The sequence below is a fragment of the Algoriphagus locisalis genome (assembly GCF_900116615.1).
Classification (GTDB): Bacteria; Bacteroidota; Bacteroidia; order Cytophagales; family Cyclobacteriaceae; genus Algoriphagus; species Algoriphagus locisalis.
The window spans coordinates 291,992-309,428 of record NZ_FPBF01000004.1 but is presented as its reverse complement, the minus strand read 5'-3'; the positions used below and the strand labels follow the sequence as shown (position 1 = coordinate 309,428).

At 42.3% G+C, this 17,437-nt stretch carries 11 protein-coding genes; 5 read left to right on the top strand and 6 right to left on the bottom strand.

Going from position 1 to position 17,437, the window contains the following annotated elements; genetic code table 11:
* Nucleotides 1-70: 70 nt before the first annotated feature.
* From BM386_RS13545 to BM386_RS13525, 5 genes are all read left to right on the top strand, one after another.
* Nucleotides 71-598 (top strand): sigma-70 family RNA polymerase sigma factor, encoded by a 528-nt coding sequence (locus BM386_RS13545; RefSeq protein WP_091695202.1) that lies wholly within the window; start codon nt 71-73, stop codon nt 596-598.
* A gap of 118 nt (nt 599-716) precedes the next feature.
* Nucleotides 717-1,688, top strand: a complete 972-nt coding sequence (locus BM386_RS13540) for a FecR family protein (RefSeq protein ID WP_091695200.1) — start codon at nt 717-719, stop codon at nt 1,686-1,688.
* Nucleotides 1,689-1,774: 86 nt separating this feature from the next.
* Nucleotides 1,775-5,260: a SusC/RagA family TonB-linked outer membrane protein gene (locus tag BM386_RS13535; RefSeq protein WP_091695197.1), complete on the top strand. Its 3,486-nt coding sequence runs from the start codon at nt 1,775-1,777 to the stop codon at nt 5,258-5,260.
* A gap of 12 nt (nt 5,261-5,272) precedes the next feature.
* A complete protein-coding gene (locus tag BM386_RS13530; protein ID WP_244545529.1) occupies nt 5,273-6,709 on the top strand; it encodes a SusD/RagB family nutrient-binding outer membrane lipoprotein in 1,437 nt (478 codons plus the stop codon).
* A gap of 8 nt (nt 6,710-6,717) precedes the next feature.
* A complete protein-coding gene (locus tag BM386_RS13525; protein ID WP_244545528.1) occupies nt 6,718-8,283 on the top strand; it encodes a calcineurin-like phosphoesterase C-terminal domain-containing protein in 1,566 nt (521 codons plus the stop codon).
* Between the two features lie 257 nt (nt 8,284-8,540).
* On the opposite strand, the gene bla is transcribed toward BM386_RS13525, so the two are convergent.
* The 6 genes from bla to BM386_RS13495 form a co-directional block, all read right to left on the bottom strand.
* The gene (bla, locus tag BM386_RS13520; RefSeq protein ID WP_091695191.1) at nt 8,541-9,287 is read right to left on the bottom strand and encodes a subclass B1 metallo-beta-lactamase; all 747 of its coding nucleotides are present in this window, start codon (nt 9,285-9,287) and stop codon (nt 8,541-8,543) included.
* Nucleotides 9,288-9,305: 18 nt separating this feature from the next.
* Complete coding sequence (locus BM386_RS13515) at nt 9,306-9,644, bottom strand: HepT-like ribonuclease domain-containing protein (RefSeq protein ID WP_091695188.1); 339 nt, start codon at nt 9,642-9,644, stop codon at nt 9,306-9,308.
* Nucleotides 9,634-9,933, bottom strand: coding sequence for a nucleotidyltransferase family protein (locus BM386_RS13510; RefSeq protein ID WP_244545527.1), 300 nt, complete (start codon nt 9,931-9,933; stop codon nt 9,634-9,636). The genes BM386_RS13515 and BM386_RS13510 overlap by 11 nt, the downstream gene beginning before the upstream one ends.
* Before the next feature lie 163 nt (nt 9,934-10,096).
* Entirely contained in the window at nt 10,097-13,102 is a 3,006-nt protein-coding gene (locus BM386_RS13505) for a PVC-type heme-binding CxxCH protein (protein ID WP_091695183.1), read from the bottom strand.
* 145 nt (nt 13,103-13,247) lie between these two features.
* A complete protein-coding gene (locus tag BM386_RS13500) occupies nt 13,248-14,474 on the bottom strand; it encodes an MFS transporter (protein ID WP_091695489.1) in 1,227 nt (408 codons plus the stop codon).
* 114 nt (nt 14,475-14,588) lie between these two features.
* Nucleotides 14,589-17,318, bottom strand: a complete 2,730-nt coding sequence (locus BM386_RS13495; RefSeq protein WP_091695180.1) for a hypothetical protein — start codon at nt 17,316-17,318, stop codon at nt 14,589-14,591.
* Between the last annotated feature and the right edge of the window lie 119 nt (nt 17,319-17,437).

The window sequence follows — 17,437 nt, the reverse complement described above, 5'->3', positions numbered from 1 at the left end:
TATCTTAACCTATCATTTTCACCTTTTAGTCCCAAGCCAATTATTTTTGGTACATACCCTACATAGGATTATGTCCACTTTTCAGAGTACAGCGCATTTCGAACAGGTTTTCAAGGACAATTGGGAATTGATGTACCAAAGTGCCTACAGTAAAATTGGGGATCAATCCATCGTGGAGGATATGCTTCAGGAAATTTTTATAGATATCTGGCAGAGACGCGCTTCGCTGGAAATCAAGTCCGGGATCAAAGGCTATCTGCTTACAGCGGTAAAGTATCAGGTAATGAGGCATTTCGATGAACTGGCGAAAAGCAGGGCAACTAGAAGCGATACTTTGCCTGAATCCTTTTATGAAGAGGATATTTTTGGCTTTGATGAGCTTTACAAGGAAATAGAGATTGCTGTTGAGATGCTTCCTGCGAGATCTCAGCTTATTTTTCGGATGAGTCGGTTGGAAGGATATTCGGTGGATGAGATAGCCGATAAACTCAAGATTTCCCCCCAAACTGTTCATAATCAACTCTCCAAATCACTCAAAATTTTGCGCGGAGAGCTGAAGCATCTGGCGCCGGCATTAGCGATCTATCTGGTCGCGTAAGTAAAGTTTTGTTACCGACAGATTAATTTTTCATAGCGCATTATTCACGATTACATAATCAAATGGAGCGGTAGTCGAGTAGTCGTTTCGGTACTTAATAAGAGAAAGACGACAATACATGAGATTACCATCTGCCCTTTTGGACATTGTATCTAAAATCCTGCGAGGCAAAGCTTCCAAAGAAGAAATTCAAAAGTTCAATACTTGGTACACCAAGGGAATTGACTCTGTCTGGCATATTCAGGATCACAAAAAGCGGAATAAAGCACAGGTAGAATCTGAGATGCTACAGAACATCAGGAAAGCTACTTGTTCCCGAATACCTGATTCTTCCACGAAACAGAGCTTTTTGGGATGGAAAGTAGCAGCATCTATTATCATCCTAATTGGAATTGGGCTTTTTGCTATTAAGGGAATTCCGTCTGACACTCCGGCAAAGCAGGAGGCTAAGTTATTGACTTTCGAAAATGGGAAGGGGATGATCAAAAAAGTCCGACTACCCGACGGTTCCACAGTCAGTTTATTTCATGATACCAAAATCCAGGTTGCAGAAAGTTTCTCTGAAAACAGATTGGTAAAACTTTCCGGTGAAGCATTTTTCGAAGTAAAGCGCGACACACTCCGTCCATTCCGGGTAGAGACTGCCACGCTCACTACCGAAGTTCTAGGGACTTCTTTTCTCATCAGAAATCAGCCTGAGCAGCAGGAAGTAGTAGCTGTGAAAACAGGTTTGGTAAAGGTGTCCGATCCAACGGATTCAATTTTTATGCTTACTCCGAATCTTCGCCTTGATTATTCTGACCAAGGGGGAACTGTCTCCACTATACCCAAATCCGACCCGCTTTTCGCCTGGACGGAGGACATCATTGTTTTTGAAAATACGGACATGAAAGAGATGGTAAAGACGCTGGAGGAGTGGTATGGAGTGAAAATCACTACTGATCTCACCGCTTCAAATAGCTGCCAGATTTCCGGGACGTACGAGAAGCAAAGTTTGGAAAACCTACTACAATTGATTCAATATTCTATTCCGATGACCTATGAAATAGCTGCCAAAGATGTAACACTAACCTTCAAAAATTGCCCTTAAAAAGCGAATGGATCCGCGCCAACGAATCCATTCAGTTCGAGTAAAAAAACGATTCAGACATTTTATCACATGAACACTTCAAATCTATGAAAAAAAAGTTACCACCTGCCTTAAAAACCTTGGCTATGAGATTATTTACGGCTTGCCTACTCAGTTGCTGGATGCACTCCATGGTGTTTGCCAATGGTGTCAATGCCCAGAAGCTGGAAGAGACGATTGTCTCGCTAAGCGCTAATGAATTGGTGCTATCCGAGTCATTTGTACAGATAGAAAAACAGTCAGGATTTAAGTTTTCCTATGAAACTGGATTAAACCTTAATTCCAAAATCACTTTTACCAACAGGAAAACTGATCTACAGACTATCCTGGAGGAAATTTCTGCTCAGTCCAATCTGAAATTCAAACAAATCAACGCTACTATTGCTGTCAGCACAAAGAAGAAATCTGTCATGCAATCTTTGCAGATAGATAAAGTGCAGATTTCAGGAATTGTCGTGGATGAAGAAACAGGCGAAACCCTTCCCGGAGTCAACATCATCATTAAAGGCACTACCAAAGGAACCACGTCAGATTTGGATGGCAAGTTTGCAATTACTGTTGACGAAGGAGCGGTTTTGGTATTCTCGTACGTAGGTTATGATAAGCAAGAAGTTACTGCACAAAACCAAACAGAATTAATCATCAGATTAAGGCTGGACAGCGATGTGCTTGGCGAAGTGGTTGTGACTGCTTTGGGTATCAAAAGAGAGGAAAAAGCCTTGGGTTATGCTACCCAAAAAGTGGATTCAGAAGAATTACTTGATGCGAGATCGAATAACTGGTCAGATGCTTTACGTGGTAAGGTAGCCGGTTTGAATGTGCTTTCTGCAGGTTCTGGACCGATGAACTCCTCGCAGATCAGTCTGAGAGGAGATAATTCCCTTAATCCAAATGGCAACTTTGCCCTGATCGTAGTCGATGGAGTTCCGATGAATTCTGGTTTGACTTCCTCCGGAGTAAGCAATGCCTATGGGGCTGGATCGGGTAATGACGTTCCAATCGATTTTGGAAATGGTATTGCCGATTTGAATCCGGATGATATCGAGTCAATCAACGTGCTGAAGGGAGCAAGTGCCACTGCACTTTACGGAAGTCGGGCAGCTAATGGAGCTTTGATCGTGACTACCAAAAGCGGTTCTCAAAGGACTAAAGGATTGGGTGTAACTATCAATTCTAATTTCAGCTTCCAAAATGCACTCAAGTGGCCGGACAGACAATACGAATATGGTCAAGGAACAGGCAGAGCTTTTAATGAAGAAGGGGATCTATTTTATAGCTATGGAGTTTCTGAAGATGGATCCAATACAGGTGGTACCAGTAGCGCATTCGGGCCAAAGTTTGATGGGCAATCCTATTTCCAATATGATCCTACGCTAGAAGGTCAGTCTGCAGAGCGCCAGCTTTGGAGACCTTATGAAGATAATGTGACAGGTTTCTGGAGAACTGGCTTCAATATGGTAAACTCTGTGTCACTGGAAGGAGCTAACGAAGGAGGTTCCCTGAGAGCATCTATCACACAGACAAAAAATGAGTGGATCATGCCGAACACAGGTTTTGATCGCTTGGTAGCCGCACTTTCCGCTTCCCAGCAAATCAGCAAAAAGCTGAAGCTAAATGCTAAAGTAAACTATACTAACAAGAGCTCAGACAACCTTCCTGCAACTGGCTATAACAACCAGTCCATTGCTTATTTCATGATTTTCCAAAATCCGAGTATCGACCTAGAATGGTACAGACCAATCTGGAAAGAAGGTCAGGAAAATGTAGATCAAATTCACCCGTTTAGCTCCTTCATAGACAATCCTTATTTGATCGCTTATGAGATGACCAATTCGGTGAACAACAATTCAATGTTTGGTAATCTATCGGCCAATTATACCTTCAATGATCATTTTGAATTGATGCTTCGCACCAGTTTGGCGATGAGTCAGGAAGAGCGTGCGCAACAGAGACCCTACAGCACGGCTAATTTCCAAAGAGGATATTACAAAGAGCAAAACATCACTAATTACGAGCAGAACTCAGATTTCCTTTTCACCTATACCGGGAAATTAGCGGAGAAAATCTCCTTAAGAGCAAGTGTGGGAGGAAACCACATGTCGAGAAAATACCGCATGATGTCTGCCTATGTGGACGGCTTGGTGATTCCTGGTGTTTACAAACTTGCTAACGGTATAAACAATCCAGTGCTCTCCACGAACAGTAACAATCGCGTGATCAACTCAATTTACGGCTTGATGACCTTAGATTTTGATGAAAAAATATTTGTGGACATCACCGGAAGAAATGACTGGTCAAGTACGCTACCTACTCAAAACAACAGCTTCTTCTACCCATCGGTAAGTACCAGTTTTGTGCTTTCTGATATTTTCACCTTGCCAGAACCGATTTCCTTTGCCAAGTTAAGAGTATCAGGGGCTCAAGTGGGAAATGATACTGATCCTTACCGTACTTCGAAATACTACGGTCAAAGTGAATTTCCCGGCTCTGCTTCTGTGCCTTCTACTCTTTACAATACTAACTTCAAACCTGAGATTACCACAAGTTTCGAAACAGGGCTGGAGATGATTTTCTTCAACAGAAGGCTGGGTTTTGACATCAATTTCTATATCTCTGAAACTAAGAATCAGATTCTTCAGGTTCCTGTGGATATCACCACCGGATATTCCAGTGCCATCTTGAATGCAGGAAGGGTACAGAACCGAGGCATAGAACTAGTGCTGAACGGCAGTCCTTTGAAAACGAACAATTTCCAGTGGAATTCTTTCATCACCTGGGCTAAAAACGAGAATGAAGTTCTTTCTCTTCCTGATGAAGTGGATGGAAGTCAGGTGATTGGAACTGGGGGCAACGCGACCATTATTGCAAAAGTGGGCGGGACTACCGGTGATATTTACGGGTTTGGTTTTGTGAGATCGCCTGAAGGAGAAATTGTATATGGCAGCAATGGACTTCCTGCTAGACCTGCTGAAATCGAATACCAAGGTAATGCTTATGCGAAATGGAAGGGCGGTTTTAGGAATGAATTCGTCTATAAAAACCTTCGGATGAGTGTGCTTTTTGACGGTCAGTATGGAGGGATAGTTTATTCCCAGACACACCATAAAATGTCTGAGCAAGGAAAGCTTACGCATACCTTGAAGGGAAGAGAAGATGGATTTATCGTGGGTGAAGGTGTGGTGGATAATGGAGATGGGACTTTTTCTCCAAACACCACCGAGGTCAATCTGGCCAGCTACTATGCTGATTATTATCGAAGAGCAAACGTAGAGTCCAATTCCTTTGACGCTTCCTTTATTAAACTTCGGGAAATGAGATTGGAGTATGGTGTTCCGGTCAAATTTTTACAGAAAACCAGTATTCGTCAAGCGTCCATAGCACTCTATGGGCGAGATCTGGCAATGTGGACAAAGTTCCCAATGTTTGATCCGGAAACTGCCGCTTTGAATGGAGGTACCTTACTTCCGGGCGTGGAAATGGGGCAGTTGCCAACCACAAGAAATATGGGCGTGAATCTTACCCTTAAATTTTAATCGATGAACAGTATGAACAAATATATCGCAACACTTTTGCTGGGAACATTGGCTTGGGCTTCAGTTTCCTGCACGGATGATTTTGAAGAAATCAACACGGATCCAAACAGAATTGACCAGATTAGTCCGGGAACTTTGCTTAATCCCACTATCTATGGGATAGCAAGTTTTGGAACTGACAGAGCGGATGCCTGGACCTTTCAGGTTATGCAGGTAGCATTACCTTTTCCTAGTGCCAATGGGGGTGTTCACCGCTATGATATCTCCGAGGGTGCGGGGAATTCTACCTGGAGTACCTATTACAGATGGCTGATCAATATCAAGGAGATGGAAACATCTGCTGTGGAAAATTCAGATGTAAACTATGAGGCTATCGCATTGACGTTGAGAGCGTACAGCTTGAGTCAATTGACAGATAGCTTTGGCGATATTCCTATGACAGAGGCGAGCAGGGCAGAGGATGGGATTTTCCAACCAGTCTTCGATACACAGGAGGAAGTTTACTCCCAGATTTTCCAGGATTTGGAACGTGCGAATACATTATATGACGACACGCAAGCGATGATCTACGGAGATGATATCCTTTTTCACAATGATGTAGAAAAATGGAGAAAGTTTACCAACTCCCTGCATTTACGATTATTGCTTAGAGTTTCGGGAAGAGCTGAAATGAACTCTTTTGCGAAAATGGCTTCCATGATCAATAATCCTGAGCAGTATCCTGTTTTTGAAAACACTGCGGAGTCGGCGATTCTTCAGATTACCGGCGTGACACCAAATCTTTCTCCTTGGGGAAGGGCGATTGACTTCACTACGTTCCGTTCTATTTCTGAGTTTTTTGTAGATCAGCTGAATTCCTTGGAAGACCCTCGAAGAGAAAGGTTTATGACAGAGGCAAGGAGCGTTGATGGAACGACAGCGATAGGGTATAAGGGAATACCTAGTGGATTTGATGGAAATGAAAATCAGTTTCAGTTTATCCCGAGCAATCACAACCGCATGTTGGTAGAAGCTCCGATGATCTCTTTGCTTTTGACTTATGCTGAAGTGGAATTTATCAAAGCTGAATTAGCTCAACGGGGAGTGATAGAATCAGAGGCGGCTATGCATTATGAAAATGGCGTAAAAGCAGCCATGGAACAGTGGGGAGTAGAAATGACTGAGGAGTATTTTGCTAATCCTGAAGCTGCTTACGATGGTACGCTGGAGCGAATTATGCTTCAAAAGTACATTGGATTGTACTTTAATGACTATCAGCAGTGGTTCGAATACCGTAGAACGGGATACCCTGTACTTCCAAAAAATGAGGGAATGCTAAACAACCAACAAGTGCCGGTGAGATTTCGCTACCCAGTAAGTGTTCAAGTTAATAATCCGGATAATTACAATGCAGCGGTAGCCAGAATGGGTGCTGACGATATCAATACAAAAGTATGGTGGGAAAAATGAGTAAATTAATGAAAACAGGCCTGATCCTAGCCTTGGGATTAACAAGTCTGACTGCTTTTTCGCAAGAACTGGCCAAAGGCTATGTCTATCACGATGTTAACGGAAACGGCAAAAAGCAACGTAGGGAAGCCGGACTTTCGGGGGTTAGTGTTTCGAACGGCCAAGAAGTAGTCCAGACTGATGAAAAGGGCTATTATGAGATAGGACTGAAAGACGGACAATTGTTGTTTGTGATCAAACCCACAGGTTATACTGTGCCGTTGGATTCATTGAACAAGCCGCAGTTTTACTATATCCACAAGCCAAGTGGTTCACCTGAATTAAAATTTGCAGGCTCTGCTCCCACAGGGGAGCTTCCTAAAGAAATCAACTTTGCTATGACTGCAGTGGAAGAAGCTGATGATTTTACGGCCTTGATCTTCGGAGATCCCCAGCCTTATACATTGGAGGAGGTTGACTTCTTCGATCGAGGGATTGTCAGCGAAGTGGAGGGAATTCAGGATGTAGCTTTCGGTCTTTCTTTGGGAGATTTGGTAGGAGATGATTTGAGTTTATTCACTCCATATGCCAAAGCTGTGGCGAAAGTTGGTCTCCCTTGGTACAACGTTATGGGTAACCACGATCAGAATTATGATGTGGAAAATGATGAGTTTGCCGACGAGGCATTCGAAGCCCATTTTGGTCCCAGTGCTTATGCGTACAATGTGGGTAAGGTGCACTTTATCGTTATTGATGACATCTTATGGCCAGATCCTCGGGATCAGCAAGGATACTGGGGAGGTTTGCGAGCCGATCAAATGGACTTCTTCAAAAACGATTTGAAGTTTGTGCCGAAGGATCACCTGATCGTAATTTCTATGCACATTCCATTGGCTGAAGAGGGGGATTCTTTCCGGGACGAGGATCGTCAGGAGTTATTTGATTTGTTGGCTGATTTCCCAAATACACTTTCACTTTCTGCCCATACCCATTTGCAGAAGCAGGATTTGTTTTACAAAAAGGATGGGTGGAGACAGGATAAGCCGCATCATCATTACAATGTAGGAACGACCTCCGGCGACTGGTATAAAGGTACGTTGGATGAAAAGGGAATCCCCGTGTCCACCATGCGAGATGGTACGCCGAAAGGCTATGCGTTGATTCATTTCGAAGGAAATCAGTATAAAATCCGCTATCAAGTAGCAGGAAAGTCAAGCGACTATCAGATGGAGATTTTTGCGCCGAAAGTGCTAGAAAAGGACAAGCGGACTACCGCAGGCATCTTTGTAAACTTCTTCATGGGAAGCGAAGGAGACGAGGTGCTGATCAAAGTGGATGATGGAGAATGGAAAAAGGCAACTAAGGTCGAAGACTACGATCCTGCGTATTTGGTTGATTTGTATCAGTGGGATGTGACAGAGGAGTTGATTGACGGTCGCAGGCCTTCCAATCCTGCAGCAAGTAAGCATCTCTGGCGTGGAGGTATTCCTGCGGGTTTAGAAGCTGGTGAACATGTGATTCACATTCAGGCAACAGATAGATTTGGACAGCTTCATACTGGTAAAACAACCTTAAGAATAGTAGAAGGAAAGTAAATTAATTATGGTTTGAAATTGGAAAGCCCTTGCGGATATCTGTGAGGGCTTTTTTACTATTTTAACCGCTGAGTTCAAAGAGAATTAGACAGAGCACACAGGTAGGAATTAAGCTTAAGTGAAATTGAGTTTACTTAACACTATCAATTTGGCCGCTTCTGTCTCCCGATAGCCATCGGGACGTCTTCGGTCTTCTGACCGGGTTAGCATAGAAATTTCTGCTACTGGCCAGATTGCGGGTATTCATATTTTTAAAGTTATTTGCCCTGCTTCTCAAACATCTCCGCCGTATAATCCAACAACTCTGTTCCTCCAATTTCCCCATGACCCGGGATTACTAGTTCAGCCTTTGGAAAAGCTGATTTCACCTTTCTCACTGTCGTAGACCATTCGGCTACATTGGCATCTTCGAGGTTTCCATTTCCGGCACCTAGCGCTTTGATCATACATCCTCCGAAAATGACTTTGTCTGACGGGACATAGGCCACGAAGTTGTCTTTCGTATGTCCTTCTCCAAAGAATTGATTTGTCACTTTTAGATCACCTGCTTTAAGGCTCATTTTCTTTTTGAAACCAATTTCAGGAAGGGGATAGCCAGCAGCTTTTGCCAAGTCAATGGTTTTGGAGGAAGCATACGATGGTATTCCTTTAGCATGAAACTCATTCAATCCACCCAGACAATCCCAGTGAAAATGAGTTGCAACTACTCCTTTGACCTTTGCTTTATGATCTTTTTCTATCCAATTGATTAATTCCAGGCTTGCTTCATCATTTGCCGGTGTGTCAAAAACCAAGGCCTCGCCCTCATTGATAACGATCATTCCATTGCAGGCCACTTTTCCAAAATCATCAGTATTCAAATAACTAACATGGACGAATGTGTTTGGGCTGATTTGCTGAATTTGGAGGGTTTCGGAATTGTAGATTAAGTCATTGTGTTGAGAATATGCCAGAGTCACTGAGAGTAAAAGCAAAAAAAATGTGTGTGTAAAAAAGCGCTTCATCAGAGTTTTATCTATGTTTTAGTTATCTCTTAATTTTTTAATTTTGTCATTTAAAATAGGTATGTCCTTTTGAATAATTGCCCAAATCAGTTCATTATCAATAGAATCATATGCATGACTTATCATATTCCTTAGTCCTATTATTTTTTTAATGGAAGATAACGCCATGTTTGGATTTTGCTCAGTAAGTTTTCTGACAGCTTCCCCTATGATCTCCAGATCCCGTTCTACTGCTCTTTTCACAATAAAATCATTTTTGTAGTTAATGAAGTTATTGCTTACTCGGTTTTTGATAATCTCTAATTCTTCAATGATACTTTGAATATCCAAAATGTATTTTAAATCCTTAGCATTCATAAAGCCGGATTTTTGACTTGTTTATTTCCTGGATAAGAATTGGGTTTTTCAGCGATTTTTCTGAGACCAAATCAATTGGCATATCAAAGAGCTTTTCTAAATTCCCCAAAAAATCAAAGTAGTTGTCCGCGTAATCTAGAATTTCGATAGTGTTGGAAAATTTCACTAGAAAATCTAAGTCACTAGAGTGATCAAATTCCCCGCTTGCAGCTGATCCAAAAAGGGCAAATGAATCCACTTTGTGCTGCTTACACAAAGTTTCAATTTGCTGGAGTTTCTTTTTAATCATTGGGATCATAGCTTTTCAAAGTTATAATAATTCCAATCAAACTTTTAAGACGTTTTTACAGACCTTTAGTTTTTGTCAAATTTGGTTTTAGTATAAAAGCACTTCAAACAAAATCCCAGCCTATTTTCACAAGCTGGGATTTGGGAGAGAAATAACTCAAATATTATTTCCTGAGCGTTTCCAAGTAACTAACCAAATCAACGAGTTCAGTCTCTGAAAGCGGGAATTTTGGCATAAGTGATTCATCTAACTGCGTGACGCTCTCAACGTCTGCCAGCTTGTAAATCTTTTGTTCAGCAGTTCCAACTAGTTTCACCACCAAATCATTTTCTGTTTTGGAATTGACAATGCAGGTAAATTGCGTGCCGTCTTTCATTTTTACCAATTGGGTTTCATAGCCAAACCCCATGCCTTCGGAAGGGTTTAAGATGGCATTGAAAAGCCCTTCTTTAGAAAGTTTGTCTCCGATTTCAGTGAGCCCAGGTCCAAAGTCAATCCCTTTCTCACCGATTTTGTGGCAGGAAAGACAATAATTGTCTGCAAGTAGAAGTCCCTTTTCAACATCTCCCTGCTGTGTCAACAGCTTTGGAAGGTCCACGCTGGAGGCGGTGTCGTTTCCGAATTTCTCATTTGCTTCAGCTCTAATATTTCCATTCCAGGAGGAAAGAAGGATTTTCTTTACAATAGGAAGCAAGTCTGCAGGGATTTTATCTGCTTTGGCGAGCTCCCAAAGGTAAGGTTCAGAATTGTAGCCTCTTGCAGCTTCCGCTGCTGCAGTTCTTATTTCCAATGGCTTGGTTTCATCCAGGTAAATTTCCGAAAGTGCTTTTGCCATTTCTTCGTTATCAATAGTGCCGAACTTCTCAATTGAGTTGATGGCATTGGCTTGGTCTGTATCAGCAAAAGATGCTTGGATAGCTGTCATGCCATAAATAGAGGCGTAAATGTTTGCCGCCATCTGCGAATGCTGTCTGCTATCTGATTGGTAAACCAATTTTTCTAATCGGTCTTTCTGGTCTGTCAAATTATATTTGCTGACAATATCCATAAAGTCTCTGTCATCCGCGATGCTGCCGGCAGTTTGTCTGGCAAGGCTTAGGATTTGATTGTCTGGATTTTGAGGATCAAAGCTGATCTGTCTCAAAATGATTAATTGATCTTCCTCAGGAGCATTTGCCAAAAGTGATTTTAGCGTTTGGTTTTTTGCTTGTGGAGATTGGAAGTCTAGCGCACGATAGTAGGGTTGATTGTTTCGGCCTGGTTGTGAAAGGATTATTTTACCTAGTAACTCTGCTGTATTCGAGGCACGGGATCTCCAAACAATATCTTTTGCCTCCTGGCTTTCCATCCATCCAGAACCAACTGCCTTTAGGTAGTTGGGTAAGTAATCATCCCAAAATCCTTCAGCTGCAATTCCTAAAGCCTCCAAATACCAGCGATCGCCACTCTCATATCCTTCGGTGAGCTTCTGCCACACTTCAGGACTTGACTTGTATCGAATAGCTAAGGCTACCTCCCTGCGTACTTGCGCGGATTCATCGCTTGCCATTTCCAATAAGAAGGAGATATCGCTCATTTTATTATTTCTGTAAGCACGCAAAGCTGCTACTCTGATGTTTTCATCTGAATCTGATGCCGCGGTTTTAATGTAATCGTTGCCGTTTGGCAGTTTGGTAAGAACCCAGAAAGCTCTTGCCTTCATTCTACTTTCACCTTCTGCATATAATGTTTCTAGTGCATCTTTGGCTTCCTCACCTTTTTCTACCAAAGCCATAAAAGCTTTGAAGTGTGTCGCCCGATTTGGACTTTGGAGTAAATTAATTAGAGAAGAAATGCTTGTATAATCTGGCTTGCTTACTTCATAATCAGTGTCTTTAGGTGCAAGCCTGTAGATTCTTCCTTTGTCCAAATCTCCCATGGCATGGCCGCCTACGCCTGGGTCATACCAATCGGAAATAAATAAAGAGCCGTCAGGAGCAACGGTGACATCCGAAGGTCTAAACCAATTGTCTCTAGGATTTCCGTCTAAGAGATTGATGATTTTTGCATCGAATCCTGCACCTGAAGGAACTGTTGGATATGCTCTTACAATATTTGGTCCTGCATCTGAGTGGATTACTTGGTTTTGATATTCTTCAGGAAGTAGTTTGCCTTCATATACCAAGATTCCTGTTGGTGAACCGGCATAGGTTTGAAGTAAATTAGGTACCACGCCCGGGTCATTCAGGTGCCAGTGCTGTTGATACACGGAGTCTTCCATATTGATTCTTCTGGCTCTCCAATCGGCTCCAGTCATTTCGTCTTTGAAACCGTAGTTTCCGTAATCCATCACGTAGTTGATCCGAGTACTTCGGTTACCATCGTCATCATTATCGGATTGCCACATTCTACCGTAGCTGTCGGTGGCGACTTCGTAGTTGTTTCTAAAGTTCCAACCAAGCACTTCCACGTCTGATCCGTCGGGATTCATACGAAAAACCATTCCTTCACGATAGGGCTGAGTTTCGCTATTTACAGGTCTGCCCAGAGGATCCAGAATTGGAGAACCATCTGCATAATGAATTCCCTTGCCTTCATTACCATAATTGAAATACAATTTTCCGTCGGGGCCAAAGTTGAAAGAGTGCATACCATGGTCATGTTGCTCACCGCCTACTCCTTCAAATAGAATCTCTTTTTTCTCAGGAACGTCGTCTCTATCAGCATCTGTGAAAACATAGACATAAGGGCTTACAGAAACATACACTTTGTCACCAAGCACAGCAATTCCCAAAGCAGCATTGATATCATTTCCTTGATAAAAAACTTTAGATTCATCTGCGACCCCATCACCGTCGGTGTCTTCCATGATCAGGATTCTATCACCTTCGGCACGAGTGGGGTTCCTTGGATTAAGAGTAGTGCGATAATTATATGCTTCAGCTATCCAGACTCTTCCTCGATCATCAATGTCCATGTTGGTAGGATTGGACATCATAGGTTCTGAGGCGAAAAGGGTTAGTTCTAAGCGATCGTCTGCCACTACAATTCCGTCTACTGCGTGTTCAGGTAATCTTTTTTGCTCGTCAGTGAGCTTGGAGTATTCTTCATCTGTAAGTGCTGTTTGTTTTTTCTCGCAGGAAAAAAGTAAAAGTCCCAGCAGACTTATCACAGTAAATTTCTTAAACATAAGGTAAGAGGTTAATAGGGTTTCAAGATATGAGATTCAAATTAAGGAAAAGTATCTAAATATGAACTGGATTCCTCACATTAGAGAATTCACATAAAAGAATTGAAGCCAAAAAAAAGCAGCCCGAAAGCTGCTTTTTTTAAGTTTAGTGAGCGGATGCTCCTGAATAGTTCTTTCCTTTTTGCCAGAAGTAAAATATGGTAAATAAAACAATCAAAATGATTGGGAATATCATCATTTTCTGAAGTGTATCTTGTCCAGTTGCAAGCTGTAAGGCTTCACCTGTTAGACCTTTTGCGGTGTTGTCAATAGTTGAATTATCAATCCAATTACCAATTATAGGTTGAAATATCCCAGAAGAAAACATTCCAACTGCTCCGATTACAGACATGCCTAACGCACTACTTAAGGGAACTCTCTTGGCTACCGCACCTACCATGACTGGCCAGAAGTAAGCATACCCTAAGGCATAGATTATTGCAGCTAAATAGGCAATCGGCCCTGTGACAACACTAAATAGGTAAATTCCTAAAGCAGTAAATACCGCACCTCCTAATAAGACTCCTGTTTGACCTAAAGATCCTACAACTGGACCAGCGAAGAACCTTAAAATTGTTACTAAACCAGCGGTCAGCGCTAGGATAATCATTGGATCTGCTCCACTACTTCCCAGAATTACTTCAACCCACTGTCCAGGTCCAAACTCAGAAATAGCTGTCAAGGCCATGCACACAATCAGGAATAAATAGAGTGGAGAAAACATGGCTTTTAGGTTGCTACCAAGGGAAGTCGCCTCATCAACTTTTGATTCTGGGAATTTCTTACCGTAGAACAAAATAAAATAGGTAATGGCAGGAATCATAATTACTGCCATTTGGGCTTGCCATCCAAGTTCCATGATTGTCATAAATTTCGAAATCAAAGCTCCCATCACTATCCCACCAGGAAACCACATATGAAACCGGTTAAGCATCTTATCTACTTTTACTCCAGAATACATGTCAGCAATCATTGGGTTACAAGCAGCTTCAGTACAGCCTGTTCCAAGCCCGATACAAAGCATAGAAATTAGCAACCCAACATATCCACCTGCGAAAATGGTAAGTAAAACTCCAAGCGTATGCATCACAAATGCAATCTTCATGATGTTCTTTGGGCCAATTGAATGGTAGAAAATACCTCCAATGATCATAGAGATTGGAAAACCAAAGAACCACATGGAATTAATAAGTCCAAGTTGCTCTCCAGAAAGATTGAATTCCGCGCCCAGCTGAGATAGAATCCCAGCTCTAATGGAAAAAGATAAGCCTGTGGTAATTAGCGCAAAACAGCTTCCATTGAAGAGCGCACTTCTGTTGATTGTTTGTGTCATATGATAGGTTTTTGAATTTTGGGTTGTGAACAATAGATTTCTAAAGGTGGAAAAATAGGGAAAATATTGCATTCCACTTTCCCACTAATAAAAAATGTTCATTGGAAATGCCCTTTATTCCAAAACCAAGAAGGATCCTGTTACTTTTTCATTGAGACCGTAGTCTGGGTTTCTCATAATTAGAACTATGGCATAGGTGCCCTGTGGTACCCGGTTTCCGCCAACTGTCCCATCCCAGATCAGTATAGGAGTATGATAACTTATATCAGATACTTCGGCTTGGTGAATTAATTCTCCAGTGGAGTTAATCACATACAATTCGGCTTCGGTAACTCCTTCACTAACGGTCACTCTAAAGTCCCGGTCTGGGTCATCCAATATCATGGCATTTGGAAAAACATAGTCTATCTCACAAACATCATACACCCGGAACTCCTCTTCATAGATACAGCCTTCTGCTGTGAGCACGGTTAATTCATAGTTGCCAGCCTGCGCAGGATAAAAGGTAGAATCAGTACCTACTACCACATCTCCATTTAAATACCGCCAGGAGTAACTTTCGTATTTACCTGGAGCAATCGGAGGGATTCCGTTTCCCTTGGAGCAAAATGGATAAGATTCCTCAAGGGTTGGAGGAGGCGTGATTGTCCTTTCTTCAATTGAAATATTTACCCGTGCGACTTCACATCTTCCATCGGATTCTTTGTCCCGGTATAGTATTGCTTCGTACACCCCGATTCTGTCGTCAGTTATTTCGTATAAATCGGTTCCTTCATCAAGTTCCACCCTGCTGCCATCTTCCAAAAAGAGAGTCCATTCGATCCATTTAACTAGCTCTTCATTTTCCAGAACCTCTAGATTAACTATAAACAACTCGCATTCCTCCTCATAAGTAAGCGCCGCAGGAACACTCAAAATCGGCTGATTGAATTGGATATCCAAAGGGGTGATGTTACAGGCAGCAGTTGCTTTGGGCTGCACCGTGAGCTGATAAACTTCCCCATAGTTGATCGGGCGAAATTCTTGGGAACGACCCACTATTTCTCCTGCGCCATTATACCATCTGAATATTGCGTCTTCGATATCAAGGTTCTCCATTACTGCTCCCCATATTTGATCTCCCAGGCAGTTTTCATCAATGATTTCATAGCCAAATTCAATTTGATAATCCAGCTTGTTTACCGAGAATTCTCGAATCACAGGGCAGTAGTCTCCAGTGAGATCTACAGGCTCAATATATAAACTATATTCACCTTCCTCTGAGAGTAAGAAAGACTCTCCTGTAGTAGCGGAAGTCACCGTTCCATCGGGTCGTGTCAGTTCGAAGTTGAGATTTAAACTGCTTTTCAGCGAAAGATCGTAGGTATCACAAAGCTCTATTACTTCTGGCAAAGAGAAAGGAACATCTCTTCTTCGGTCTATGGTAAATGTCTCAATGAGCGGATGACAGGAATCATCTGAATACTCAAAGTCAAAATAATAAATCCCACCGGGAAGATCTTCAGCGATGAAATCTTCATTTGTCAAAGTCCCTGTCGTGGAGATTCCACTGTTGCCGGATAAAATCCGGTAGTCACCGCTGACATTTCCATTAGGGAAGGTGATTTCCACCCTGCCCAGATTTATCCCATTCAGCACGCATTCTTCCTTAAAAGTTACTATATCGGTTTCGTCGGGTGCTGCTGGCAGATTGAGCGCATGGAAAAAATATCCACCACACTCACTAGTTGCTGCTTCGATGGTATAAACACCTGGCTCAAGGTTGGGAATGGTTAATTCTGTCCCGGCTGCTTGAGGGCCTAAATCCAGGTTTAGTTCAACAATTCTTAATGATATCAGGTCATTCTCCGCAGTGATCTGGAAAGAACCATCACTTGCCCCGCAGCTTGAAGGCTGCACTAGATCTGCTGTTTCTAACTTAGGCCCTTCCTTTTGTCTGACTGTCGTGATTCTTTCTGAGGTGCAAGAAGAATTTTGATCACTGCCAATGAACCCTACTTCGTAGATCCCCGGCTCAGTAAATTGGCTGCTTCCCAATGTAACTGAATAGGTATTGCCTAAAGTTATTTTGGTAGATTCACCTTGTTTTCTATACCACCATTCTCCGCTGATAGGTGTATCCAGTTCTATCTTGACAGACTCTCCCTCGCAGATTTCTTCTTTATTCTGCACAAACTCAAAATCTACTGGAGGGCCAACATAGGTTGTTGAGGTTGCTATACAAGCTGAGTTTGCTAGGGTTGGTCTGAGCATTACGTAATAATATCCTTCTTCAGTTGGTGTAAGTTCATTTCCGGCAGCCCCTACGCCTTGCTTTACTATAGTAGTAAACTCCTCGTCCCGCGCCCAAGTGAATTCATATCTGCCTAACTCTGGATTTGTGGAGTCCAGAGCTTGAAGAGTGGGGATATTTTCCCCACAAAGGAGATAATCAGGCTTAAGCACAATTGCTGGCCCTTCGTTCACTTCTACAGTAATAGTAGAGGTGTTTGGGCTAGCATTTGGACTGGATCGCTCTTCTAGAATGAGTTGGTATGTACCAGTGACTGTATATCTGACCTGAATCGTTCCTACACTGTTGGCACCGCCTTTAGCAATGGTAAATGAATTGCCGTTAGGGTCTTGTAATACCCAGGTGTATTCCGCTGAAGTGGGTGCTGTGATGCTGTATTCGCCGGTAGCTATGCCGAGTACAATGCATAATTCAGTAGGACCAGCTATTCCTGCGGCAATATTTTTTAAATAGGAGAGTTCGGGTTTATTTGGCTTCGCTACTTCTTCTCCAACCAAAACAAGTGGAGTCAAATTAAGTAAAATCAAAACCAGAATCATCCCAATCTTCATTGTAGAAAATTGGTTATTGGACTTCAAGGGAATCAAATTAGGGTGTGCATAAAGTTAGATAGACTTGTCACCTAACTAGTAATATCTCCCCGCTTGGTTCAAAAAATGTTCCAATCCGA

What these genes read in the sequence shown, in the direction of transcription:
- BM386_RS13540 (WP_091695200.1), top strand. Translation starts at nt 717, where the DNA reads ATGAGATTACCATCTGCCCTTTTGGACATTGTATCTAAAATCCTGCGA.
- bla (WP_091695191.1), bottom strand. Translation starts at nt 9,287, where the DNA reads ATGAAGCGCTTTTTTACACACACATTTTTTTTGCTTTTACTCTCAGTG.
- BM386_RS13545 (WP_091695202.1), top strand. Translation starts at nt 71, where the DNA reads ATGTCCACTTTTCAGAGTACAGCGCATTTCGAACAGGTTTTCAAGGAC.
- BM386_RS13525 (WP_244545528.1), top strand. Translation starts at nt 6,718, where the DNA reads ATGAAAACAGGCCTGATCCTAGCCTTGGGATTAACAAGTCTGACTGCT.
- BM386_RS13530 (WP_244545529.1), top strand. Translation starts at nt 5,273, where the DNA reads ATGAACAAATATATCGCAACACTTTTGCTGGGAACATTGGCTTGGGCT.
- BM386_RS13505 (WP_091695183.1), bottom strand. Translation starts at nt 13,102, where the DNA reads ATGTTTAAGAAATTTACTGTGATAAGTCTGCTGGGACTTTTACTTTTT.
- BM386_RS13500 (WP_091695489.1), bottom strand. Translation starts at nt 14,474, where the DNA reads ATGACACAAACAATCAACAGAAGTGCGCTCTTCAATGGAAGCTGTTTT.
- BM386_RS13495 (WP_091695180.1), bottom strand. Translation starts at nt 17,318, where the DNA reads ATGAAGATTGGGATGATTCTGGTTTTGATTTTACTTAATTTGACTCCA.
- BM386_RS13535 (WP_091695197.1), top strand. Translation starts at nt 1,775, where the DNA reads ATGAAAAAAAAGTTACCACCTGCCTTAAAAACCTTGGCTATGAGATTA.
- BM386_RS13515 (WP_091695188.1), bottom strand. Translation starts at nt 9,644, where the DNA reads ATGAATGCTAAGGATTTAAAATACATTTTGGATATTCAAAGTATCATT.
- BM386_RS13510 (WP_244545527.1), bottom strand. Translation starts at nt 9,933, where the DNA reads ATGATTAAAAAGAAACTCCAGCAAATTGAAACTTTGTGTAAGCAGCAC.